The following is a 25503-nucleotide window of genomic DNA, read 5'->3' on the forward strand; positions in this document are numbered from 1 at the left end:
GTCAACCGATCAGTTAAATTTTCTCGTTTTACCGCTTAACTGATCGGCATTACGCTATTAGCGCCTTTTTTATCGATTGGAGTTTAGTCGGTATCTTCAATTAACTCCAAATTAGTCGGTAACACTCTGACAGTCTTAATCATGTTATCCGCCACATCGATGACTTCTATTTGGTAATCAACGATACGCAAACTGGTGTTTACAGCAGGGATATCTTCAAGAAACTCAATGATTAAACCGTTTAATGTTTTAGGACCATCTATGGGTAGGTTCCATTTCATTTCTTTATTCAGGTCTCGAATGTTAATCGTGGCATCAATTAAGAAACTACCATCTTGCTGAATATTAATGTCTTCACTGGCAGTGGTCATCATTGAGGTGGTGAAATCGCCAACAATTTCTTCCAGAATATCTTCTAATGTCACTAATCCCTGAATATCACCATACTCATCAACAACTAAGCCAATACGCTCTTTATTTTGTTGGAAATTAGTCAACTGGACGTTTAGTGGGGTGCCTTCTGGAATGAAGTACAACTCTTTTACTGCGCGTAATAATGACGATTTACTGAATTGCTGTTTTGATTGTAAGCGTAATGCATCACGCAAATGAATGAAGCCAACGGCATCATCAATATTATCGCGATACACCAATACTCTAGTATGAGGACTTTGAACCACGAGCTTATTAATTAATCTGAAATCATCATTAACGTTAATTGCGTAAATATCTGAACGTGAAATCATGATGTCTTCGACTGTGACTTTTTCTAAATCCAAAATTGACAGTAACATCTCTTGGTGACGCTGTGGGATTAAGGCTCCGGCTTCATGAACAACAGTGCGCAGCTCTTCTTGGCTTAATGCATCACTTGTTTTGACGGTTTTGATGCCCATCAAGCGTAAAAAAAGTGACGTAATTAAATTGATTGCTTTAACAAAAGGCGACAATAAAATTAATAGCCAACCTAATAAAATACTAGATGGGAAGGCAATGCGCTCAGGATGTAAGGCGGCAAATGTTTTAGGAGTAACTTCAGCAAACACTAACACCACAATGGTGAGTACACCAGTAGCAATCGCAACACCCATATCACCAAACAAGCGCATACCAATAATAGTGGCAATGGCTGAGGCAAGGATGTTGACCAGGTTATTACCGATAAGGATAAGCCCAATAAGCCTATCAGGGCGATCGAGTAACTTTAAGGCTCGTATAGCGCCTTTATGGTCATTGGATGCAAGGTGTCGTAAGCGGTATCGGTTGAGGCTCATCATTGCGGTTTCTGAACCCGAAAAATAAGCAGAAATCACGATTAAAACCAAAAGGAAAATAAGGAGTGCGCTGGTAGATATAGCGTCCAAAAAAGGGGCCCCATGAAGTAGTGTGAAATTGGCCTAAAGGCCAAATTGTCATTAATTTAACGGCCATTATTTATTATTGGCCGTTAGAGTCAAGTTATCTCGGTTATTTTTAAATTGTATAGATTAGGCTATACACATTAAAAATAATTAAAATTAGTTTAATATCAATTCTTTAACAATTCTTGCTCCAAAATATGCAAGTGAAAGTAAACTTGCGCCAGATAAGCTGTAAATCACTGCGGTGCGGATCCTACAGCCGACAGTATATTGTTGCCACAACATAACAGCGTAAACCACCCAAGCGATTATTGATAATATGGCCTTGTGCCCTTTACCGTCACCGAACATATCTTCTAAAAAGATAAAGCCGGTTACCAGCGATAAACTCAGTAAAATAAATCCAATAATGATTAGATGATAAAGCTGTTTTTCTACCGTCATTAATGGCGGCATAGCAGGGCTCATCATCATCTGTTTTTTCTTCAGTTTATTCTGGATGAATAACAGTTGAATGGCGTACATAGCCGCTATCATCAATGCGCTGTAGGCCATTAATGATAATACTACATGGGCTAGGAGCTCCGGGTGTATTTCAAAGTGAGTAATAAACTGCGGTGGCACCAACCATAGAAGTGCTACAGAGATAATTGAACAGGCATACACAACGGGTACAACAATGATGACTTTAAGTCGAGGCATTGTGATAGTGAACGTTAATGCAATAATCCAGTTAACCAAGGAGATCACATTAGTTAAACTAAAGTTTTGTCCATCGACGGTAAACACTGCATTCGAAAGCGCAAACCCGTGCATGATGACGGCAATACCAGAAGCCACCATAACGGCCTTACGATTAGGCCCTTCAACATGAAAAAGTCGGCTCGTTACTAAAACCAATGCTAAACAATAAAAAAGCATGGCTGCCGCGGAAAAAATAACCATTTAGAATCAACCTATCTTAGTCGTTAATGCTGAAAAAACTGCGCCTGAGTAATGAACAATACTATTAAAGCATGACCTTTTCATTATTTGTATTAGATTAACATGATCACGGCCTAACATGGCAGTGACCTAAGACCCAAAATTTAACAGTTTCATCGCGTTTTCGATAATTATTTTGTACAAAATTGGCTAGTGTTTGAGTTCTTCTCGTTGCAAGTATCGTAATTTAGAGTGGCTTGGGTATAATGGGCGCAATTATTGTTATGCTTAAAAGAGCCGCTCAATGTTTGAGAATTTATCTGACAGACTGTCACGCACACTAAAAAATATTAGTGGCCGTGGTCGCTTAACAGAAGACAACATTAAAGAAACTCTGCGTGAAGTGCGTATGGCGCTGCTTGAGGCGGATGTCGCTTTACCTGTTGTTAGAGACTTCGTTAACAGCGTAAAAGAACGCGCTGTGGGTCAAGAAGTGTCAAAAAGCTTAAGCCCAGGGCAAGCTTTTATCAAAATTGTTCAAAACGAACTTGAAAAAGCCATGGGCGAGGCGAATGAAGCCCTCGATCTCGCGGCCATTCCTCCAGCTGTAATCATGATGGCGGGTCTTCAAGGCGCAGGTAAAACGACCTCGGTTGCTAAATTAGGTAAGTTTTTACGCACACGCCATAAAAAATCGGTACTTGTGGTCAGTGCGGATGTTTATCGTCCTGCGGCAATCAAACAACTTGAAACATTAGCAACTGAAGTCGACGTTGAATTCTTTCCGTCTGATGTGAGCCAAAAGCCAGTTGATATTGCTAAAGCAGCAATCACTTATGCAAAATTAAAATTCATTGATGTGGTTATTGTCGATACAGCAGGTCGTCTGCATGTTGATGAAGCCATGATGGATGAAATCAAGCAGCTGCATGCTACTGTAAACCCAATCGAGACATTATTTGTCGTCGATGCCATGACAGGGCAAGATGCGGCCAACACGGCTAAAGCATTTAATGAAGCTTTGCCTTTAACGGGGGTTATCTTAACCAAAGTTGACGGTGATGCTCGCGGTGGTGCTGCTTTATCTATCCGCAGTATTACCGGTAAGCCGATTAAGTTTTTAGGTGTTGGTGAAAAAACCGATGCATTAGAGCCTTTCCACCCAGACCGAATTGCTTCGCGTATTCTCGGTATGGGTGACGTATTGTCATTAATTGAAGAAGTTGAACGCGGTGTCGATAAAGACAAAGCGATGAAACTGGCTTCAAAAGTAAAATCAGGTGGCAGTTTCGACCTAGAAGATTTTCGTGAGCAATTACAGCAAATGAAAAACATGGGTGGAATGATGAACATGCTTGAGAAGCTTCCTGGTGTGGGTCAATTACCACCAGAAGCATTAGCTCAGGTTCAAGACGGTAAGATGACTGGACAAATGGAAGCCATCATTAATTCGATGACCGCCAAAGAGCGTAAAAACCCAGATTTGATTAAAGGGTCGCGTAAACGTAGAATCGCTGGCGGTTCGGGGACTCAAATTCAAGATGTAAACCGCTTATTAAAGCAATTTACCCAAATGCAGAAAATGATGAAAAAGATGTCTGCAAAAGGTGGAATGAAGAAGATGATGCGTGGAATGGGTGGAATGTTACCGCCTGGAATGAAGTTTCCGGGCCGATAATATAAGCATCTTTCGAGTGCTAAATTAGTTAATTTTAAATTCAATCAGTTGGTTAGGTTATATTTTTGACTTTATTACAACAAAACGGGTGAGCTAAAAATCATCAGTTTTGGTTGCATTAGTTCAAAAGTCAGGTAAAATCTTCCGGCTTTCTTTCTGGGACTCTTTGCGAACACGGAGTTCCAGTTTTTATTTTTGCTTCTAGCAAATCATTAGAGGAATAAAACGCATGGTTACCATTCGTTTAGCTCGTGGCGGCGCAAAAAAGCGTCCATTTTACAATATCGTTGTTGCTGATAGCCGCAATGCTCGTGACGGTCGTTTCATCGAACGTGTAGGTTTTTTCAATCCATTGGCTCGTGGCCAAGAAGAAACATTACGTTTAGATCTTGATCGTGTTGAGCACTGGGTTGCTACTGGCGCTGCAACATCTGACCGTGTTGCAAAACTGATCAAAGACGCGCGTAAAGCTGTTGCTTAATTGCGTATAAGGTATAGATAGATGAGTAGTAACCAAGAGCTAGTTGTACTGGGAAAGTTAGGCTCCAGTCATGGTATTAAAGGTTGGCTAAAAATCACTTCCTATACCGATTCTGTTGAAGGTATTTTCGATTATTCGCCTTGGCTTATAAAAGAACAAGGCGTTTGGCGTGAAGTTAAGGTTGCTCAGTGGCGTTTTCAAGGTAAAGCTGTTGTGGCTGAACTTGAGGGTGTTGCTACCAGAGAAGATGCGCAAATGCTCACAAATTGTGAGATTGCTATCAAGTCTGAGCAAATGAAAGAATTGGATGACAGTGAATTCTATCATCGTGATCTTATCGGCTGCGAAGTGACCAATATAAACGGCTATAACATGGGTATTGTTGAACAGATCGTGGAAACAGGATCAAACGATGTACTACTAGTTAAAGCTAATGCCAAAGATGCCTTCGGCAAAGCGGAACGTATGATCCCCTTTGTCCCTGAGCAGTTCATCAAACAGGTGGATTTGCAAGGGAAACAGATTTTAGTGGATTGGGATCCTGACTTCTAAGTCGAGGTACAACATATGTGGTTAGGGGTAATAACCCTGTTTCCAGAGATGTTTCGTGCTGTTACAGACTTTGGGGTTACGGGTCGAGCCGTGAAAAACGGCCTGCTTGAGTTGCAAACGTGGAATCCTCGTGATTTCACCCATGATAAACACAATACTGTAGACGATCGCCCTTATGGTGGTGGACCAGGTATGTTGATGATGGTGCAACCTTTGCGTGATGCTATCCATGCGGCAAAAGCTGCTGCAGGTGATAGGGCAAAAGTGATTTATCTGTCTCCTCAGGGACGCAAGCTGGATCAGCAAGGCGTTACTGAGTTAGCTAAATCAGAGAGTTTGATTTTAGTGTGTGGTCGATACGAAGGTGTTGATGAGCGCATTATTCAAACTGAAGTAGATGAAGAATGGTCTATCGGTGATTACGTACTTTCGGGTGGCGAGTTACCGGCAATGACATTAATCGATTCAGTGGCTCGTTTAGTACCTGGTGTACTTGGCAAGCAAGCGTCAGCAGAGCAAGATTCTTTCTCTGATGGCCTACTGGATTGTCCTCATTATACTCGCCCTGAACAATTGGATGGTCTTGACGTACCCGCAGTGCTGTTAAGCGGTGACCACGAAAAAATTAGACTCTGGCGTTTACAACAAAGTATCGGAAGAACTTTTTTGAGACGGCCAGAATTATTTGAAAATCTAGCTCTGACTGACGAACAATCGACTTTATTAGCGCAGTTCGTGAATGAAACGGACAAGTCCGCATAGTCAACGCTCAGTTATTACTAGGATGGAGTAATTATGAACAACATCATTAAAATGCTCAACGATGAGCAAATGAAAACAGATGTACCTGATTTTGGTGCTGGTGATACAGTAGTAGTTCAAGTACGTGTTAAAGAAGGTGAAAAAGAGCGTCTTCAGGCTTTTGAAGGTTTGGTCATCGCTAAGCGTAACCGTGGTCTGCATTCAGCATTCACAGTACGTAAAATCTCTAATGGTGAAGGTGTTGAGCGTGCTTTCCAGACGCATAGCCCGTTAATTGCTAGCATCGAAGTTAAGCGTCGCGGTCGTGTACGTCGTGCTAAACTGTACTATTTACGTGAGCGTTCAGGTAAGTCTGCACGTATCCGTGAAAAATTGGCAACTAAGTAATAGTTACCGATACAGAATAAAGATGCAGTGTTCGCACAACAACCCGCCGAAAGGCGGGTTTTTGTTTGTAGCGCTTTAAAAAAGTAAAGATCAAAAACAGTTCCGGGTTAGCGATAAGAGTGACCTAACCATAATAAGATATAAGCGGATCCCGTAATTAATGTCGGTTAGATGTATCGTTTTGTATAAAATATCATCGATTAAATGATTTTTAACTTTTTGTATAAATAACCCTTGCTCTAATGCCATGGCACAGGCATAGTTGCTTTTAACTTGTAATGGTGTAGCGTTACAGTGTTACTGAGTTTAGCCATCAGATATCTAGAATATTAATCTATTAGTGACCTTAGGTCTGTCGTCAAAAGAGAGTGATAAGTATGCAACAAGATACCATTAATAATGTGCACATTAGTTCAGAGCAAGTGCTAGTCACTCCTGCAGAGTTAAAGCAAGAACTACCATTATCAACTCATGCTTATCAATATATCCTTAATGCACGCAAGCAAGTATCAGATATTGTTCATAAACGGGATAATCGCGTGCTTGTGGTCACTGGACCTTGTTCTATTCATGATATTGCAGCAGCAAAAGAGTATGCATTAAAACTTAAAAAGTTACATGATGAGCTCAGCGATGACTTTTACATTTTAATGCGAGTTTATTTCGAAAAGCCTCGTACAACAGTGGGCTGGAAGGGCTTGATTAACGATCCTGACATGGATGAGTCATTTGATGTAGAGAAAGGTCTTAGAATGGCTCGTGAGCTGATGATTTGGCTTGCTGAGCTTGAACTACCCATTGCTACTGAGGCACTTGATCCGATAAGCCCGCAGTATATGTCTGAGTTAGTTACTTGGTCAGCTATTGGCGCAAGAACCACTGAATCTCAGACTCATCGTGAAATGGCTTCTGGTCTATCAATGCCTGTTGGTTTTAAAAATGGTACCGATGGCAAATTGGAGGTGGCTATTAATGCACTTAAATCTGCTGCTAGTAGTCATCGCTTTATGGGGATTAACCAAGAGGGCCAAGTGTCATTACTACAAACTGCTGGTAACCCTGATGGTCATATTATTTTACGTGGTGGCTTATCACCTAATTATGACGCGCACAGTGTTGCTGAAAGTGAGGCTCAAATTCATAAAGCCAAGCTCAGTGCTCGGTTAGTTATTGACTGTAGTCACGGTAATTCATCAAAAGATCATTTACGTCAAAAAAACGTTTGTGAAGATGTATTTAATCAAATTGAAGCAGGTAATAAATCTATCATCGGTGTTATGCTTGAAAGTAACCTCAATCAAGGTAATCAGAGTTCGGATAAACCCTTAGCAGAGCTAAAATATGGTGTTTCTGTTACTGACGCCTGCATTGACTGGGAAACCACTGAAACTATTTTAAGACAAGGCGCTAACCAGTTGTCTGTAGTGTTACCAACACGTTTTGATTCGCTGCAGGTCGTCAACGGTTAATGGATAAACAGATGAATGAAAAAACCACAGCAGGCCTAGAGCATCTTCGTGATTTAATTGATGGCGTTGATCAACAATTACTGCATTTATTACGTAAACGCCTTGATTTAGTTGCACAAGTTGGCGCAGTAAAACATGCCGCTGGTGTGCCTATTTATGCTCCACAACGTGAAGCCTCCATGTTAGCAAAGCGGCGAAATGAAGCGCAAAGCATGAACATTTCACCACAGTTAATTGAAGATATATTACGCCGGCTTATGCGTGAATCTTATTTAAATGAGAAAGATGTTGGTTTCAAGCAGGTTAAACAAGATCTGGGTCATGTGGTGATAGTCGGTGGTCAGGGCAAACTTGGACAGCTATTTAGCCAGATGTTAGTTCTTTCTGGTTATGAAGTTAAAAGTATCGATAAAAATGATTGGCAAGAGGCCGCAGCTATTTTTGATGGTGCTGGACTGGTGATTGTTACCGTGCCTATAAATGTGACTTGCGAGGTTATTCGAGAAAAATTAACTCAGTTACCTGACAATTGTATTTTAGCTGATCTTACTTCAATTAAAGAAGAGCCCGTAGCAGCAATGTTAGCAGCCCATAGCGGTCCAGTGGTTGGTCTACATCCTATGTTTGGTCCTGATGTTGGCAGTCTTGCTAAACAAGTGGTGGTAGTGTGTCATGGTCGTCATCAAGAGGCCTACCAATGGTTGCTACAGCAGATTGAGATTTGGGGGGCTCGTATTGTCGAAGCTGAAGCCGAACGTCATGATAAAGCCATGCAACTAGTGCAAGCTATGCGTCACTTTTCAACCTTTGTATATGGTGTCAACCTGTGTAAAGAAGCAGCTGATATTGGAAACCTACTGCAATTTAGCTCACCTATTTATCGCTTAGAGTTGGCCATGGTTGGACGTTTATTTGCTCAAGATCCTGAGCTTTATGCCGATATCATATTTGCACAAGCTGGTAGTCAACATGCGATAAGTGATTATCTTGATAATTATCGTGATGCATTAACCATGTTGCAAACTGGAAATAGACAAGCCTTTGTTGAGCAATTTCAGCGAGTGGCAAAATGGTTTGGTGATTTTGCTCCTCAGTTCCAACACGAAAGTCGCGCCATGTTGCAATCTGTTAACGATATGAAAAGCAGTTAACTTGTATTTGGGGTACTAAACCGTTTTCAAATTTGTTTTACCCCATCATTATTGTTGTATTGAACAGTAAAAAACAAACAGATGCAGCGGTGTAGGGCTCGGTAAAATCACTTACTTTTATTTCTTTACTGTCTTTTTGTATTCCGAGTCGAAGTGAATTGCTGTTAAATGAAGCATTATTAATTAATCTAAATATTGCGAAATAGTGACACAAAGCTTATGTTTAACTAGCACCGTAGTGTAATAAAACCGTGTTAGCTCAGTAAACGTAGTTGCATTTGGAGGATAACCCTATGTCGATGATGCCATCGAATACACTGCCTATTCAACAGGTTGAAGATAATTCCTTAGGGCATTTTCTTTATGGTTTAATGAGTGCCTTTCCATTGTTTTTTGTTCCCGTATTATTGAGCCTTTGGTTTAATTTGATCCAGAAAAATATTAATCCAGATTCTGTGCTAGGTAGTCATTTACGCTGGCAACGCATGAGTATAATCGGCCTGTGTCCATTTTTTATTGCCGGTTATTGGTTAAGTCCATTATGGTTAAGTTTACCAATGTACATCCTAGGTGTTAGTTGGTTTAGTTATCGTATTTTCAAAGGCTGGATCAGTCTTAATGATGGTCTTGCAGTTTAAGTAAAAGAAGCGACTAGTGAAGCAAAATGCCGAGATAATATCTCGGCATTTTTATTGGCTTGAGTGAAGGTCGGCTCAAGATAAAATAGTTTGATACCTTTAACTTATAGTAGATGTTTTATTTTATCTGGTATAAATCGTGGAGCAACTCAGCATATGACAACTGCGTTTGATGGATAATAATGATGCCATCGGCTTTTAGCTGTTTTACGGCAATCGCATTAGTGCTCAGCAGCGCAGCATTACTGCTAAAACAAGTATTAACAATAACGGGTAAATGACTGCGTAATTTAACTTCAACTAGCCCCGCTAAATCGAGGCTTAACTGCTCAGGATGAGTAAAACTTCGCACTCCTGACTCACATAGGCCTAATTGTTGATTACCGTGGCTAAGGACCGTATCGGCGGCTTGTAGCCAATCGTCAACACTAGCCATGGTATTTCGCTCTAATATCACCGGCAAATTGACTGAACCAATTAAGGTTAACATGTCGGTGTTATACATTTGTTTACCGCTCAAAATCAACATGTCTGCTAATTGGCTTGCGATACTAAACTCTTGTTCATGATCTACTTGCATTATGCATACTAAGCCGGCTTGCTCAATCACTTGTGCATGCTGTTTTAGCTCTTGTTCATTCAGTTGTTGTTTTAAATCGTTGAGCAAAATAGCTTGAAAACCTGATTCTTTGATAATCTTAGCTTGGGTGGCTAGTTCGGTATTATCTATCGGCAAATTAATTTGCTGTAATGCGCTAAACTGTCCGGCACCTATTTGTAAATGTTGGCAAAATAACTGAGTGTCTTGTGATTTATAGTCGCGTGAATGCTTTGCTTGGCTATTGGGTAAAGACTTGATTGGTTGTTGTTTTGAACTGCCTGGTTCAATCAATAGCTGGGCTTGCGATAGCTGGGTTGGTTTAACCGTTTCACAGGGGTAGCAGCCTAATACTTTAATAAAACGGGTAAGGCGTTCTAGCTCTTTAATCGCTTGTTGAACTTCTGCTGTGGCTAAGTTGCCATCAATGTCGAGATAAAACATCTCTTCCCATGGCGTTCCTGGAATAGGGCGAGATTCTAATTTACTCATATTCAAATTATGCGCTTTAAGAACCAGTAATGCTTCTACCAATGCACCAGGCTTTTGTCCTGTTGCCATGATTAAGGTGGTTTTAGCGGGTAATTGAGACGGTACTGCAGAGGCTTTGCGGGCGACAACGATAAACCGACTTTGGTTAATCTTTTGGTTTGCTAAACCTTGTTCCATTGCAATCAGTTGATATAAGGCTCCGCCTTCTGCACTGCCTATTGCTGCGACAGTGTTACTCTTTGCTTCGATAACTTTTGTCATTGCCTCAGCACTACTGGAGCAATATTCAAGTTTAATATTAGGATGCTGGCTTAAATAACGACTACATTGGCTAATTGGCTGCGGATGCGCATAGATAGTTTCTATATCAGCTAGCTTACTGTCAGGTTTCGTGAGTAAACAGTGACTGACTTCAATGGTTGTTTCGCCGACAATCGATAGCGTTGTATGTTGCAGCACGTCATACACTTCATTGATAGATCCGGAAGAGGTATTTTCAATCGGCAGAAAGCCGTAATCAGCATGACCTGATTCGACGGCATTAACGATGTCATCAAAACTTTTACAGCCAAAATCGAGCATTTCTACTTGGCGCCGAGAGCAGTAACGGCTAGCTGCTAAGTATGAATAAGAGCCTCTCGCTCCTAAATAAGCCACAGTATATTGTTGTTTTTGAGTGTCAGGATTTGCTCTGCCGTGAAGATAGGTTTGTTGAAATAACACTGAGTCTTCAATAATACTTTGATAAAGTGAGATGACAAAGTGAGCATCAAGACCTTGTTCTCGACCTTGTAGCACGAGTCTTTCGAGCAGTTCTTTTTCTCTTTGAGTGTCTCGTATTGGCCTAACATCAATTTCTTTGCTGCGAGCTACATTTAAGCTTAATTGGCGGCGTTTAGATAATAACTCTAATAGCGCTTTATCAAGAGCAGTGATCTGTTCGCGAGTTTGACTTAACGCGGGTGGTTTTTGCATATAGACCTCAATATAACGCTATATACTGGTGTATTGATTCATACAGCAGCGCTTATAAGACAAAAAAGCCTCCCATTTGGGAGGCTTTAGAATTTTCATTTTCGTTTTTACACAGAAAATCCGCCTCCAGGGGTGGGCTGAATAAAAAAGAAAATAAAAAGGCTGAATATATTTTTGTTCATGGGTTAAAACTAAAGCCCTAGCAGACTGCTGTCAATGTAATTTTATTCATTAATACAGACTTGCGTTAATTACAGACAAAAGAAAGCGCACCCGAGGGTGCGCTGGTGAGAGATAAATAACATCAAGCTGCGTTTTCCTCCTTATAGACATACTCAAATTCGCTTTCTGTATCATTTGGTAATGATACATGGCGTTGAGCCTGGGGTTTATGGGTCAGGCGATTTAGCTGTTTTTCCAGCTTTTGTCCCATTGCAGTTATCGCTGCGTATAGGTTTTCACTTTTTGCCTGGGCGAATAAATCTCCACTAGGTAATCCAACTGATGCCTCTATTTTAAACAACTGCTTTTCTTGATTGATAATAATGTGCGGATTAATTAATTGAATATCATGTCGACTTAATTTTTCTAATCGTCCTTCGATACGTTCACGGATAAGGGCAGTGACTTCAAGTTGTTTGCTAGTGATTTTCAGCATATTTAGAACCTTCTTGTTGTTTGCTTAACTCCAGATTACCAAGATTAACCATAAGTATTGTGATCTTGATCACGTTTTAGATGGCAAAAAACATCGAACACAGCTTATTTGATCTCTTAGACATTTTTCAATAAAAAGCATTAAAATCTACTTGTGGTACGGTATAAATTGCGCCATATTTGAATAGATAAGTTGATGATATATTATTTGTTTTGCTGGTATTTTAAACAAAACAGCCAAGAATCTGCCCTCAATCTCCGTAATCCGCTCAAAATGCTTATTTTGCTGAGCAAATATTTCCAACATTAAACACAATACTCTTAATGATGTGATTTAATTCATTTTTGATTGGCTTATAATCGACTTATAAGCAAATTTATAAGGGCTGTTATTAGTGAGTATAGAACAACAAAAAATAAAGGTATGGGATTTTCCAACCCGTTTTTTTCATTGGGCCATGGTGTGTTTAGTTGGCGGGTTATGGTGGACAGCTGAAATAGGAGAAATGCAGTGGCATCAGATACTAGCGTACCTGTTGATGACACTGATTATATTTAGATTAATTTGGGGCTTTATAGGAAGCGATACCGCTAAGTTTACACATTTTTTTGTTGCACCTAAAAAAGTTATTGCTTACGCAAAAGCACAACCCAAACCCAAGTCGATAGGCCATAATCCACTAGGTGGGTATATGGTCATTTTATTGTTAAGCATCATTATGCTGCAATTAATTAGCGGATTATTTGCTACCGATGATATCTTTACCGAAGGTCCATTGATGTATCTTGTATCGTCAGATACAGCAGGATGGTTAACTTGGTTACATAAAACCAATTTCAATATTATTTTAGCTATGGCCGCGATTCACATCATTGCGGTAGTTGTCCATGTCGCTAAAGGTGACAATATACTTAAAGCAATGTTTAGTGGTTATAAACTGGCTAGCAAGCAGATAACCCCACCTAGCTTACGTTCGCCTTGGATAGCGTTAATTATCGTATTAGCCATATTTGTCTGTGTATGGTGGTGGTTGCTTGAACCTGTAGTCAGTTATTTATAAATTTATATTAGGGTTTGTTGATTTTTAATTTTTTGCTGTGAATTGTTGGTTTGTAGTTGTCAGTGATTAAGGTGGGAGCTTTGTTGTGTCGTCATTTGACATGAAAAGCCAATACCCTAGTAGATATGACCAATAAACATTGCCCTAAGGTGTAGGTTAAAAGCGTCTTATTCTGTGTTGAGCGAAATGCTGCTTAGATTGCTAGGTAGTGTTCCACTCGCTTGATTATCTCATGTTTATCTCGAACGAAATCGAACCAAAAACTCATCGATCACTCGTTAATCAGCAATAAAAAAGCCCATATGCATGGGCTTTACTCTTTTGGGTTACAGGTCTGAACGACTTATTACTTGCTTAAACTAATCGATTTAAATCTTGTTCAGCTCCAAGTAACTTTAGTCTTTTTTGTAAACGTCGTGACAACCTTTACAACTTTTACCAGTGTTAGCAAAAGCTTGTTTAATACTGTTCTCATTACTTGTTTTAGCTGCAATAGCTAACGCTGCGGCATTATCTTGGAATGCAGTCATTTTGCTATCAAAGTCAGCCTTATCTTGCCAAATTTTTGCAAGAGCTTCAGTATCGCCTTTATCAGAACCGTCAATAAAACCTTCATGTGGTAGTTTTGATAGTGCGGCAACATTATCTGCACGAGAACTAAACACCGCTGCATCAAAAGGTTTTTTACCTTTTAGCATCGCGCCCATATCACCAAAGTTATAAGCAATTAAGCCGAAAGCAGCTTGACGGTATTCAATGGCATCAGCTGTTTCTTTGAAATTATTCGCAAATACAGCAGGAATCATCATTGCGGTAACCGCAACTGTTAGTAATATCTTTTTCATCGTTATCCTTCACTTTTTGTTGATGGTACCGGTTCCATAAGCACTAATACTCATTAGTCATACTTAATATTAAGCTAGCGTGTTCTAACGTTTGCCACTTAGCCAAATATTTAGCGCTAAGTTTCAGTGTATTAGTCTTTATTCTACACAATTTTATTATCATTTTGCGATATGTTTTATTACATGTTTATCAACGGCTGTTTTGCTAATTTGCGTAGTTCCTTGATACACTTGTAATGTCTAGGCATTACTATAAAGAGAAATACAATGCGTGCCAATTGGAATTTAGTGGTAGAAAAAATTTTAACTCATGCTAACGAAGATGATTTATCTGTGTTGTTTCAATTATTATTAACGGAAGAAGAGCGCAGCGCTGTTTCTGGGCGTTTACAGGTATTTCAAACCTTATTGGCGGGGAAATTAAGTCAAAGACAAATCGCAGCAGAGCATCAGGTCAGTATTGCAACCATTACGCGTTGTTCAAATTATTTGAAAAATATGTCCGTAAAACAAAGAGATTCAGTCAAAAAATTAATTTTAGACTAGTTTATTTTGATAGAAATATTCTTTATTAATCATATTATCAGAGCTTTTTTGTTATCGATAACAGATAGCATTGCTGTTCAATGGTTATTCATATCATTAATTTTAGAATTACCAAAAATGACCAGCACAAATAAATAGTCTCATTAACTTACTGTGTCTGATTGGGGGGAGGAGTACAGCTCATTGGTATTCGAATGGCTTTCATTATCTTGGATGTGCTTAGCTCAGATTGTAACGAGATAACTAATTTATCGCCCCAATTGAGCTGTTCTATTTTATCCAGTATTTACCAATACAGCTTATTGACTGATGCTTCTCGGGAGTCTGTGGTGACGATAGCTTGAGCGTCTCAAGATTAGGTAAACGCCATAAGCGATTAAACACAACGCAAACAGTGTGCTGGAGTCTCTAGGGTAAAAGCGATAAAGGCTCACAGCGGTTAACACATAGATAAATGGCATCAATCCATAGAGTGTTTCAGGGATTAAGCCTGATTTTCTCTTACGTTTAGCATCAGTGCGACGGTTTTTGGACCTCAGGTTATAGATATGTGCACCATACAAATACACAACAACAGAGGCAATCAGGGCATAGTTGGGTTCAAGCAAAAAAATACTGACACAGCCTATAACCATGTAAGAGAAAGGTAATAATTCGTATAGCGGTTTAATTAACATAAGCACTCCGTCGCTACGTATTAATTATTATATTTGTTGTCAACTAGTTAGGATCGCACTCCAAATAATCCATAAAGGGAGTCGCAATAAATCTAACTAATTGATGCGAGTAAATTAATGCTACTAATCTAGTTAGTGTAACCTAAATAAAAAGGCACTGACTAGTTAATAGACAATGCCTTGAGGTTTTTCAATCTTTCTACTGACAAATAGACTTTAAACATAACACCAGATAAGGTCTATTGAGCAAATAATTTATGCGTGACGAATTAACGACAGCCGCAACCGCCATTACCATCACAGCCAGGTTTTTCTGAACCACATGATTCATGATCGTGGTCATGTCCGTGCTCATGGCTGCCACAACCGCCTTCAGCATGGATATGACCATGAGAAAGTTCTTCAGCTGTCGCTTCTCTTACTGCAATGACTTCAACACTAAAATGCAGTGACTGACCTGCTAATGGATGATTTCCATCAACAACAATAACATCGTCTTTGACTTCAATCACTTGAACTGGGCGTTGGCCCATTTCAGTTTCAGCGATAAAACGCATACCCGGAACAATGTCTTCGACATCACCAAATGCACTGACAGGAACTTCTTGCTTTAAGCCAGGATGATATTCGCCATAAGCCTGTTCAGCAGGGATTTTCGCCTCGATAGTTTCACCGACAGTTTTACCTTCTAAAACTGATTCAAGTCCAGGAATTAAATTTTCAGTACCATGTAAGTAAACCATAGGCTCACTTTCAAATGAACTTTCAACTAATAAACCTTGCTCATCAGATAAGCGGTAATGAATAGTGACCGCCGCATGTTTTGTAATTTTCATATCGCCTCCAATTGTGATGTGTGCATGATAGCGTATTTTGCTATCAAGCTGCGATGGCTAACATCAGTTTTTGCTTATTCAATCACAGCTTTTTGTATTTTGTCTTATGCTGCAGGTTTAATTACCTGAATGCTGAAAATAAATCAGTATGTTTGTCATAGCGTTGCAAAGGCTTCTCGTTCACTTTTCTGGTATCTCTATCGACAGTCGACTATTGAGGATTTAATCATTTTTTTAATTCTATAGTACTGTATTTATTATATTTTATTGTTTTTGTCTTTTCTGTTTACGTTTACGTTAAGGTGGGAGATCGCTATTGATTAACGTTACCAGTAGTGACTTGTGACGTTATAATACCTCTTTACTCAGAAAATCAACTTAGCCTAAAAAATAACTTGTAAATAAACTGTAAGCAGGGGTTGACAACCTTAGGTAAAAAAAGTGATTCTGTTAGCCAAGGAAAATCAGATTATTGAATCTGATTCAATAATTATCAGCAGTTAACATTTATTATAAAAAGAGAATCATCAAATGTTTACCCTCATGCTCGTTGTAATTACTACCATTACAACCACCACTATTACCATAGTGGGGGCGGGCTGATTACACCCTAAAAGATTTGTACAACAAGCCCGCTTCTAACATCTGAAGCGGGCTTTTTTGTTTTAATTCTAATCATTTGGTTTTAATTTAATGTTGTCACTCTATTAGTGACATGGAGATTGACATGAAAGTAATGAAATTTGGTGGAACATCACTAGCGAATTGGCCTCGTTTTTCTATGGCGGCAGACATTATTGCTGATACTGCATTAACGGAATCTGTTGCGACTGTACTTTCTGCTCCTGCCACTGTGACCAATGCGCTTTTAGAAATGGTCGATATTGCCGTTAATCAGCAAGATTACCAGCCAGTATTAGACCATATTAGTTCAGTCTATAGTGGACTCTTTTCAGATGCCGCAGCATCACTGATCACGTCTTTTCAGCATCAGTTGCTGGTTGAAAAACTAGCCGTACAAATGCAAGTTTGGCAAGACAAACTGTATGGGATTAAATTACTAGGTGAATGCCCTGACAGTGTCCGCGCTGAAATCGTAGTCACAGGTGAACGATTGTCGGCGGCATTAATGGAGCAAGTGATGTTGGCAAAAGGCATCACTTCAGCACAACTTGATCCTGTTGCGCTATTTTTAGCTCACGGACAGCCGTTGGAGTCTGTGGTTGATATCACAGTCAGTAAACTACGCTTTGCTTTACTTAAGCTTGAACAATGTCGCGTATGGGTTATGCCTGGTTTTACTGCTGCAGATGCTCATGGCAAAGTGGTGACATTAGGTCGCAATGGTTCTGATTATTCCGCTGCTGTGCTGGCGGCCTGTTTAGATGCCTCTAGTTGTGAGATTTGGACTGACGTTGATGGGGTTTATAATACTGACCCGCGAGTAGTTGCTGATGCAAAATTATTATCACAATTAAGCTACCAAGAGGCGATGGAATTATCTTATTTTGGTGCCAAAGTGTTGCACCCTAAAACTATTGCACCGATTGCTCAGTATCATATCCCTTGTTATATCAAAAACAGTTTTAATCCATCTGCCCCTGGCACGTTAGTGTCTAATGACGATGATAAAACTGGTTTACAAGTTAAAGCGATTTCAAACCTTGATAATCAAACCATGTTTAACGTTTCTGGTCCTGGTATGAAAGGCATGGTTGGTATGGCAAGCCGAACATTAGCGGTTATTTCTCGCAGTGGTATTTCAGTATCTCTAATTACTCAAAGCTCATCTGAGTACAGTATCAGTTTCTGTGTAGCCACTTCAGATGCCAATAAAGCGAAATGGGCATTAGAGCAAGAGTTTGAACTAGAAATTAAGAGTGAATTACTTGAACCAATAGAGTTACGTCATGACCTGTCGATTGTGTCTCTGATCGGCGATGGCATGAAAACCCACAAGGGAGTCGCGGCTAAGTTTTTTACCGCGTTAGCTAAAGCCAGTGTCAATATTGTTGCTATTGCGCAAGGTTCATCAGAGCGTTCTATTTCAACGGTTATCCAACAGAAGAAAACTAAACATGCCATTGGCGCATGTCATCAAGCCTTTTTTGATGTACAGCAGTATCTCGATGTATTTTTAGTTGGCAGCGGTAATGTGGGGACGGGTTTATTAGAACAAATTAAGCAACAAGGCTCGATGCTAAAAGATCAGCACATTAGCATTCGTGTTTGTGGCATTGCTAACTCTCGTCATATGATATTAAACAGTGAAGGTTTTGAGCTTACTGAATGGCAATCATTATTGGCCGAAAAAGGTCAACCATATGATTTAGCTAAGTTGCTGCAGTGGGGTCAAGAACAACAATTGCTCAACCCTGTGCTGGTTGATTGTACTTCGAGCGAGTTAGTGTCAGATCGTTATCTTGATGTCATGAATGCCGGCTTCCATGTTGTGACACCCAATAAAAAGTCTAATACTCGTGATTATGCTTACTATCAAGAGCTGCGTAAAACAGCGTTAACTCAGCGCCGTCAATTTTTATATGAAACCACGGTTGGTGCTGGTTTGCCTGTCATCGATAACCTGAAAAAGCTTATGTACGCGGGAGATAAACTACATAAGTTTAACGGTATATTATCTGGGTCGTTATCGTATATCTTTGGCATGTTAGATGAAGGTATGAGCTTATCGCAAGCAACAGCCATTGCTCGTGATAAGTGTTTTACTGAACCCGATCCTCGCGATGATCTCAGCGGTATGGACGTTGCGCGTAAGGTATTAATTTTAGCCCGTGAAGTCGGTCTACCTTTAGAGCTTGAGGACATTCATGTCGAGTCGGTATTGCCTGTAGGTTTTGATGACTCTGGTGATGTAAATCAATTTATGGCTAATCTGCCTTCATTAGATGCAGAAATATCAGCCCGAGTCGCAGCAGCAAAAGCCGAAGGTAAAGTACTGCGTTATGTTGGCCAAATCGATGAAGGCCAATGCCATGTCAGAATTATTGAAGTGGATGCAACCAATCCGCTTTATAGTGTTAAAGGTGGCGAGAATGCCCTAGCATTTTATAGCCGTTATTATCAGCCGATCCCGTTCGTGTTAAGAGGTTATGGTGCAGGAACTGAAGTGACAGCAGCTGGCGCCTTTGCAGACGTGCTAAGAACCCTAAATTGGACTCGTGAGGTTGGGTTATGAAGCAAACGTTAAAGGTAAGCCAAGACACGCTTACGGTTTATGCGCCAGCATCAATGGGCAACGTGGGGGTGGGATTTGATTTGCTTGGTGCTGCCTTAGCGCCAATCGATGGATCATTACTGGGTGATAGGGTAATAATTAGTAGTGCGGTTAGCGGCATCAGTTATAGTCAGGTGGGGGAATGGGCGCATAAGCTACCCGCTGACGGCAAAGACAATATCGTTTATCAATGTGCGGAGTTCTTTTTAGCTAAATTACAAAGACATGATGGAGTAACTATCTGCCTAGAAAAAAACCTTCCTGTAGGCAGTGGCTTAGGCTCAAGTGCAAGCTCTGTTGTTGCCGCATTATATGCTCTAAATGAACATTTTGGACTGCCGTTTGACCAGCAAGCTTTGTTAGCTTTGATGGGCGAATTTGAAGGTAAAATATCGGGTAGTGTGCATTACGACAATGTTGCACCTTGCTATTTAGGAGGCATGCAATTGATGCTTAACTCTGATAAGCAAGCATGTGCAACCATCCCGAGCTTTGACAATTGGTATTGGGTGGTCGCGTATCCTGGTATCTCGTTATCGACTGCCAAAATGCGCGCATTACTACCTCAACAATATGATAAATCGGTTGCGATTGATTTTGGTCGCTACTTGAGTGCTTTTGTTCACGCAAGTTATCAGCAAGATGCAGCATTAGCGATTGAAATGCTAAAAGATGTTTTAGCTGAGCCTTATCGTGCCGCAGCGATTCCAGGTTATACGGATGCTCGGGCAGCATTAACTGACTTAGGCATGCTCACCACAGGTATCTCTGGCAGTGGTCCAACACTGTTTAGTGTGACTGACGATTTAGCCACTGCAGAAAAAGCCAAAGTTTGGTTAATGGAGCATTATATCTCTGAGCCAGGTGGCTTTGCTCATATTTGTAAATTGGATCAACTCGGCACGCGCTGCGTGTAACGTTTAATTTTTCGCATTATTTATATTGAAATTTAAAAGGCAGTCGCAATGGAATTATATAACTTAAAACACCCATCGCAGTTAGTAAACTTCAGCCAAGCCGTCCAGCTTGGCTTAGGTAAAGACAGAGGATTATTTTTCCCAACATCGATTCCGGTGCTAGCCGATATGGATGCATTATTGGCGTTACCTTTTGCTGAGCGCAGTAAAAAAGTGTTGGGTGCATGGTTAGCCGATGAGTTGGGGCAGGACAGTGTAGATACACTGGTTGATAAAGCATTTACCTTTGATGTGCCACTCGTTAAGGTTGACGATAAGCGTGCTTGTTTAGAGCTTTTTCATGGCCCAACCTTAGCATTCAAAGATTTTGGTGCTCGATTTATGGCGCAATGCATCGGCTTACTTGCTGGAAACAAAAAACTGACTATTTTAACGGCGACATCCGGTGATACTGGTGCCGCAGTAGCGGATGCATTTTACGGTTTAGATAACGTCAACGTGATGGTGTTGTATCCCAAAGGTAAAATCAGTGAGCTGCAAGAAAAAATGTTTACTACTTTAGGCCAAAATATCCATACGGTGGCGGTAACCTCTGACTTTGATGCGTGTCAGCATCTTGTAAAACAAGCATTTGATGACAGTAATATTCGCGAAGACTTAGCCTTAAATTCGGCGAACTCAATTAATATTAGCCGCTTGTTAGCCCAGATCTGTTACTACTTTGAAGCGGTAGCGCAAGCCAAGCAAGCTGGACAAGATGATATTGTATTGTCCGTACCCAGTGGTAACTTTGGTAATTTAACCGCAGGTTTATTTGCTAAAGCCATGGGCCTCCCCATTAAACGCTTTATTGCCGCCACTAACAGTAATGACACTGTACCGCGTTACCTTGTCGATGGAGAATGGCAGCCGCATAAAACAGTGGCAACCATGTCAAATGCTATGGATGTGTCTGAACCGAGTAACTGGCCTCGTGTTGAGGCTATTTGCGCGCAGATGGGGTGGCCGCTATCATTGGTTACTGGTGTTGCACTTTCAGAGTTTGATACTCGTGCCGCATTGCTTCAGTTATATCAAGCAGGCTATCAATCTGAGCCACACGCCGCTATCGCAGCCCATGCATTAACTCTAGGTCTGGAGAGCAACGAAACCGGTATATTTCTTGGTACTGCCCATCCTGCTAAGTTCAAGGATGTGGTTGATCGTGAGTTATCGATTAATTTGTCCTTGCCTCCTGAATTGGCTGCAGTTGCACAAAAAGATATCTTGTCAGCGCAGTTACCAGCAGACTTTGAACAGCTTAAGTCACATATGTTTGCAGTATTACAATAGTTTTTTGCAATATCTAGCACCTTATATCGATCAGATCGCTATAAGGTGTTTTTTTATATTTCAATAATATGATCTTAATCATACCCCAAAAGCTTTATACCAGTGTAGATTAGTAAATAGTGCATTTTTGACTATTATTTAAACATTATCGTTTGGTAAATAGATTACGGGAGAAGACTATGTTGCAACGTTTAATGCACGACCACAAGCATATTGCTATTTTGTTGAATATTCTTTCCAATAAATTGACTCGATTGGCAGATGGCCAAGGAGTCAATTTTAATCTGGTTAGAGATATTGTTGAGTACATGCAGAGTTATGCAGAACACAGCCATCATCCTTTGGAAGACATTATTTTCGATTACTATAGTAATAAAACCGGCCAGGCAAATAGTGGCCAGTTGTATAATGAACATCATCGTTTAGCTGAAGCATCTAGCGCGTTAGTTTATAGCTTGAACATGATCTTATCTGATGTGGTGATTTCACGAGATCAACTTGTTAAAGATCTGCAAGAATATATCGAACTTCAAGAGAAGCATATGCAGTACGAAGAGCGGGATGTGTTTCCGAATTTTGTTAACGTGTTTGATGAAAAGGATTGGCAAAAAGTCACCGTATTATGTGAAAAACGCTTAATTGAAGACCCATTATTCAATGACAGCAATAAAACGGTTTTTGAAGATTTACGTGCCTATATTGAGCATGCAGACAATAAATAAAATGTTTTACTTTGATGAAGAGATATTGAAAGTTATCAATGCCTAATCTGACACGATTTTGTTAAACAAAAAGAGCGCATTAAGCGCTCTTTTAATTGATTTTATCGTTAGGCTTTAATGGTGATATAACCCAATTAAAGCACTAGTGTGTTAACATCAAAATCGAATGAATCATCAATATCTTGCAGTTCCCTAAGCAAACGCTGTTTATCCTTAATGGCTTCAATCTCACGCCATTTGCGTTTTTTAGGCGAACTTTTTGAGCGGCTTGGTCTTTCAACAACTTCGTCTAGCGCACCACCATAGTCTAATCGATCCATGGTAACCTCCCTTTTATTATGATGTCTCTGCAGATAAATATCATATAACAGCTATAGGATGCAACACTTGTGTTTCATTAGTGTTACATGTCAGCTGTTTTTTTATGCTTCATATTGATGTTTTTAGCTAGTGATTAACGATGTTAATAAATGATCAATAAATACATATCCTGAACATAAAAAAACACCCTCAAGACTATTGAGGGTGTTTTGATACAAAGGCTTTGTGGGCGAGCGTTAATTTGCCTCAGGCGTTAAAGCTTCCCCTGACGATAAAGATTGATCAACGCATTACTTGATGAGTCTAATTGTGTTGCCTCTTCTTTAGCACCAATACGCTCCAATACATCATTACCTAGCTGCTTGCCGAGCTCCACTCCCCATTGATCAAATGAGTTGATTTGCCATATAGCACCTTGAACAAATGTTTTATGTTCATATAGCGCAATCAACGCGCCTAAGGTCGTTGGCGTCAGTTTATTCATTAATAAAGTATTACTGGGTTTGTTACCTGACATGACCTTATGTTTAGCAATAAGCGGTATTTGAGCCGCGTCTAATGAACTATTACTCAGTTCTGCTAGTGCTTCAGCATAAGTTCGGCCTTGCATTAACGCTTGAGTTTGTCCAAAGCAGTTTGATGCAAGTTGGTCATGATGCTCACCTAACGGATTATGGCTCTGAAGTGGCATGATAAAGTCCGCAGGGATCAGTGATGTTCCTTGATGCAGTAACTGGTGGTAAGCATGTTGTCCATTAGTACCTTCACCCCCCCAAATAACAGGACCCGTGCTGTAATCAACATCACTACCGTCTAAGGTGACTGATTTTCCATTACTTTCCATATCTAATTGCTGGAAATAAGCAGGCAGACCCCGTAGATAATGATCATAAGTCAAAATGACGTGTGCTTGAGCACCATGGAAGTTGCCGTACAACACCGATAGCATTGCCATGATCACTGGCATATTCTGTTCGACAGGTGTATTGGAAAAATGCTCATCCATTTGATGTGCGCCATCCAGCAAGGCTTTAAAGTTATCCATGCCAATAAGTAACGCAATAGGTAAACCAATCGCTGACCATAAAGAGTAGCGGCCGCCAACCCAGTCCCACATTGGGAATATGTTGCTAGCGTCCATGCCAAACTCTGTTGCTTTAGTCACATTTGATGTCACGGCAACAAAGTGCTTAGCGACATCTTGTTGGCCTGCACCTTGAGCTAAAAACCAGTCTTTAGCGCTCAGAGTATTAGTGAGTGTCTCTTGGGTACTGAATGATTTCGATGACATCACAAACAAGGTTGTTTCAGCGTTGAGATTTTTTAGCTTTTCACATATAGAGGTCGCATCAACATTGGCAACAAAATGACAGTTAAGTCCTTTTTGCCAATAGGGTCTTAGCGCTTGCGATACAATTTTGGGGCCAAGGAATGAACCTCCAATACCAATACTCACAATGTCAGTAATCGCTTTACCTGTATAACCTTTCCACACTCCAGATTGAACAGAGCCAACAAATTTAGCCATTTTAGCTAATGTTTGTTGTATTTCAGGAACGATGTTTGCCCCTTCAGCCATGATAGTTTGAGTTGATTTACTGCGCAGTGCAGTATGTAATACCGAGCGTTGTTCAGTGTTGTTAATCACATCACCATTAAACATCGCGGTAATTTTATCACTCAGTTTTGCTTCTTTAGCGAGAGAGAATAGCAGCTTAAGTGTTTCATCGTTCACACGGTTTTTAGAATAATCTAAAAACAGACCACAAGCCGCAACGCTCATTTGTTCAAAACGTTGTGGGTTTTGGGCAAATAATTCGCGCATGTGAGGTAGTTGACTTGAATGCGTTTGTAGCGCTTTCCAAGTCGTGCTTTGAGTCAGTGTAGTCACGAGTAAAGCCTCCAACTAGCTTAATTTTGTCTTTAGCATAACTTCTAGTTTGCCTTGATCGATGGCAAAGTTACGAATCCCTTCAGCTAATTTATCCACAGCCATTGGATCTTCATTAAATGCCCAGCGGAACTGTGCTTCAGTGAGTGCTGCTGGAGCCGAATGTGTTGCTGCAGTTGCCACTAACTTTTCGCTGATTTCAATATCAGTATTCGCTAACTCTTCTAGTAACGCAGGGCCAATTGTTAGACGATCACAACCAGCAAGCTCAATAATTTCACCGATATTTCTGAAACTGGCACCCATTACAACAGTGTTATAGCCGTGCTGCTTGTAGTAGTTATATATCTCAGTAACAGAGACTACGCCAGGATCGGTTTGTGCTGTGTAATCTTGACCTGTGTCTTTTTTATACCAATCTAAGATGCGACCAACAAAAGGTGAAATCAAGTATACGCCAGCTTCGGCACAAGCTCTTGCTTGAGCAAAGCTAAATAGTAATGTTAGATTGCAGTTTATCCCTTCTTGTTCAAGTTCTTTTGCAGCGCAAATACCTTCCCAAGTTGAAGCTAGTTTTATCAGAATACGCGATTTGTCTATACCAGCGTCTTGGTATAATTTGATTAGCTTGTGCGCTTTGTCAATTGAGCCTTGTTTGTCAAATGATAAGCGAGCATCGACTTCCGTTGAGATACGGCCTGGTACTAACTTTAAAATTTCAACACCAATATTGACAGCCAGTTTATCACCAGCATCTTCGATCTGTTGTTCAACATTTTGGCTTTGGGTTTTTGCCCATTCAATCGCATTTTCGATAAGAAAAGCGTATTCAGGGATTTGTGAGGCTTTCAAGATTAGCGACGGGTTAGTTGTGGCATCTTCAGGCTGATAACGCTTAATTGCCTCTATGTCGCCAGTATCAGCAACGATGGTAGTGAATGATTTGAGTTGCGCGAGTGCATTGGCCATGGAAATTTCCTCTCGATAAGCAATGA

At 40.3% G+C, this 25503-nt stretch carries 24 protein-coding genes and 1 other annotated feature; of the genes, 14 read left to right on the plus strand and 10 right to left on the minus strand.

Features of this window, described 5'->3' with window-relative positions; genetic code table 11:
• Positions 1–83: 83 nt before the first annotated feature.
• Both ACED29_RS18350 and ACED29_RS18355 read right to left on the minus strand, forming a co-directional pair.
• Positions 84–1364, minus strand: coding sequence for an HlyC/CorC family transporter (locus ACED29_RS18350; RefSeq protein ID WP_182754364.1), 1281 nt, complete (start codon positions 1362–1364; stop codon positions 84–86).
• A gap of 153 nt (positions 1365–1517) precedes the next feature.
• Positions 1518–2306: an inner membrane protein YpjD gene (locus tag ACED29_RS18355; protein WP_124017117.1), complete on the minus strand. Its 789-nt coding sequence runs from the start codon at positions 2304–2306 to the stop codon at positions 1518–1520.
• Positions 2307–2589: 283 nt separating this feature from the next.
• Here ACED29_RS18355 and ffh point away from each other — a divergent pair, with 283 nt between their 5' ends.
• The 8 genes from ffh (at position 2590) to ACED29_RS18395 (ending at position 9403) form a co-directional block, all read left to right on the plus strand.
• Complete coding sequence (ffh, locus tag ACED29_RS18360; RefSeq protein ID WP_124017118.1) at positions 2590–3963, plus strand: signal recognition particle protein; 1374 nt, start codon at positions 2590–2592, stop codon at positions 3961–3963.
• Between the two features lie 229 nt (positions 3964–4192).
• The gene (gene rpsP, locus ACED29_RS18365) at positions 4193–4444 is read left to right on the plus strand and encodes a 30S ribosomal protein S16 (protein ID WP_124017119.1); all 252 of its coding nucleotides are present in this window, start codon (positions 4193–4195) and stop codon (positions 4442–4444) included.
• 21 nt (positions 4445–4465) lie between these two features.
• The gene (rimM, locus tag ACED29_RS18370) at positions 4466–4996 is read left to right on the plus strand and encodes a ribosome maturation factor RimM (protein WP_124017120.1); all 531 of its coding nucleotides are present in this window, start codon (positions 4466–4468) and stop codon (positions 4994–4996) included.
• Between the two features lie 15 nt (positions 4997–5011).
• Entirely contained in the window at positions 5012–5758 is a 747-nt protein-coding gene (gene trmD, locus ACED29_RS18375; RefSeq protein ID WP_124017121.1) for a tRNA (guanosine(37)-N1)-methyltransferase TrmD, read from the plus strand.
• A gap of 33 nt (positions 5759–5791) precedes the next feature.
• Positions 5792–6145, plus strand: a complete 354-nt coding sequence (gene rplS, locus ACED29_RS18380) for a 50S ribosomal protein L19 (RefSeq protein WP_011638365.1) — start codon at positions 5792–5794, stop codon at positions 6143–6145.
• A 377-nt stretch (positions 6146–6522) separates the two neighbouring features.
• On the plus strand, positions 6523–7614 hold the full coding sequence (locus ACED29_RS18385) for a 3-deoxy-7-phosphoheptulonate synthase (protein WP_124017122.1): 1092 nt from the start codon (positions 6523–6525) through the stop codon (positions 7612–7614).
• A gap of 11 nt (positions 7615–7625) precedes the next feature.
• A complete protein-coding gene (gene tyrA, locus ACED29_RS18390) occupies positions 7626–8765 on the plus strand; it encodes a bifunctional chorismate mutase/prephenate dehydrogenase (RefSeq protein WP_371698334.1) in 1140 nt (379 codons plus the stop codon).
• A 293-nt stretch (positions 8766–9058) separates the two neighbouring features.
• Positions 9059–9403: a hypothetical protein gene (locus tag ACED29_RS18395; protein ID WP_124017124.1), complete on the plus strand. Its 345-nt coding sequence runs from the start codon at positions 9059–9061 to the stop codon at positions 9401–9403.
• A 118-nt stretch (positions 9404–9521) separates the two neighbouring features.
• On the opposite strand, the gene pheA is transcribed toward ACED29_RS18395, so the two are convergent.
• Positions 9522–11468, minus strand: a complete 1947-nt coding sequence (pheA, locus tag ACED29_RS18400; protein ID WP_182698335.1) for a prephenate dehydratase — start codon at positions 11466–11468, stop codon at positions 9522–9524.
• A gap of 58 nt (positions 11469–11526) precedes the next feature.
• Positions 11527–11648: a sequence feature (Phe leader region), on the minus strand.
• 124 nt (positions 11649–11772) lie between these two features.
• Complete coding sequence (gene hpf, locus ACED29_RS18405) at positions 11773–12126, minus strand: ribosome hibernation-promoting factor, HPF/YfiA family (RefSeq protein ID WP_124017126.1); 354 nt, start codon at positions 12124–12126, stop codon at positions 11773–11775.
• Positions 12127–12520: 394 nt separating this feature from the next.
• On the opposite strand from hpf, the gene ACED29_RS18410 reads away from it, so the two are divergent.
• A complete protein-coding gene (locus ACED29_RS18410) occupies positions 12521–13186 on the plus strand; it encodes a cytochrome b/b6 domain-containing protein (protein WP_371698335.1) in 666 nt (221 codons plus the stop codon).
• A gap of 395 nt (positions 13187–13581) precedes the next feature.
• On the opposite strand, the gene ACED29_RS18415 is transcribed toward ACED29_RS18410, so the two are convergent.
• Entirely contained in the window at positions 13582–14031 is a 450-nt protein-coding gene (locus ACED29_RS18415; protein WP_124017128.1) for a cytochrome c, read from the minus strand.
• A 267-nt stretch (positions 14032–14298) separates the two neighbouring features.
• Here ACED29_RS18415 and trpR point away from each other — a divergent pair, with 267 nt between their 5' ends.
• Entirely contained in the window at positions 14299–14577 is a 279-nt protein-coding gene (gene trpR, locus ACED29_RS18420) for a trp operon repressor (protein ID WP_124017129.1), read from the plus strand.
• A 299-nt stretch (positions 14578–14876) separates the two neighbouring features.
• Here the strand turns inward: trpR and ACED29_RS18425 are convergent, their stop codons facing one another.
• Positions 14877–15254, minus strand: coding sequence for a hypothetical protein (locus tag ACED29_RS18425; RefSeq protein WP_371698337.1), 378 nt, complete (start codon positions 15252–15254; stop codon positions 14877–14879).
• 269 nt (positions 15255–15523) lie between these two features.
• Positions 15524–16090: a peptidylprolyl isomerase gene (gene slyD / locus ACED29_RS18430; RefSeq protein ID WP_124017131.1), complete on the minus strand. Its 567-nt coding sequence runs from the start codon at positions 16088–16090 to the stop codon at positions 15524–15526.
• Positions 16091–16817: 727 nt separating this feature from the next.
• On the opposite strand from slyD, the gene thrA reads away from it, so the two are divergent.
• From thrA to ACED29_RS18450, 4 genes are all read left to right on the plus strand, one after another.
• Entirely contained in the window at positions 16818–19286 is a 2469-nt protein-coding gene (gene thrA / locus ACED29_RS18435) for a bifunctional aspartate kinase/homoserine dehydrogenase I (protein ID WP_371698339.1), read from the plus strand.
• Positions 19283–20242 (plus strand): homoserine kinase, encoded by a 960-nt coding sequence (thrB, locus tag ACED29_RS18440; protein WP_371698341.1) that lies wholly within the window; start codon positions 19283–19285, stop codon positions 20240–20242. The genes thrA and thrB overlap by 4 nt, the downstream gene beginning before the upstream one ends.
• A 48-nt stretch (positions 20243–20290) precedes the next feature.
• Positions 20291–21574, plus strand: a complete 1284-nt coding sequence (gene thrC / locus ACED29_RS18445; protein ID WP_371698343.1) for a threonine synthase — start codon at positions 20291–20293, stop codon at positions 21572–21574.
• A gap of 179 nt (positions 21575–21753) precedes the next feature.
• On the plus strand, positions 21754–22296 hold the full coding sequence (locus ACED29_RS18450; protein ID WP_124017135.1) for a hemerythrin domain-containing protein: 543 nt from the start codon (positions 21754–21756) through the stop codon (positions 22294–22296).
• A 134-nt stretch (positions 22297–22430) separates the two neighbouring features.
• Here ACED29_RS18450 and ACED29_RS18455 read toward each other — a convergent pair whose 3' ends face one another.
• The 3 genes from ACED29_RS18455 to tal all read right to left on the minus strand — a co-directional run bounded on the left by ACED29_RS18455 (position 22431) and on the right by tal (position 25477).
• Positions 22431–22616 (minus strand): DUF3545 family protein, encoded by a 186-nt coding sequence (locus ACED29_RS18455; RefSeq protein WP_124017136.1) that lies wholly within the window; start codon positions 22614–22616, stop codon positions 22431–22433.
• Between the two features lie 254 nt (positions 22617–22870).
• Positions 22871–24508, minus strand: coding sequence for a glucose-6-phosphate isomerase (gene pgi, locus ACED29_RS18460; protein WP_371698345.1), 1638 nt, complete (start codon positions 24506–24508; stop codon positions 22871–22873).
• Positions 24509–24523: 15 nt separating this feature from the next.
• The gene (tal, locus tag ACED29_RS18465; RefSeq protein ID WP_124017138.1) at positions 24524–25477 is read right to left on the minus strand and encodes a transaldolase; all 954 of its coding nucleotides are present in this window, start codon (positions 25475–25477) and stop codon (positions 24524–24526) included.
• Positions 25478–25503: the final 26 nt, after the last annotated feature.

This window comes from Shewanella sp. 5S214, from assembly GCF_041439795.1.
Lineage (GTDB): Bacteria > Pseudomonadota > Gammaproteobacteria > Enterobacterales > Shewanellaceae > Shewanella > Shewanella vesiculosa.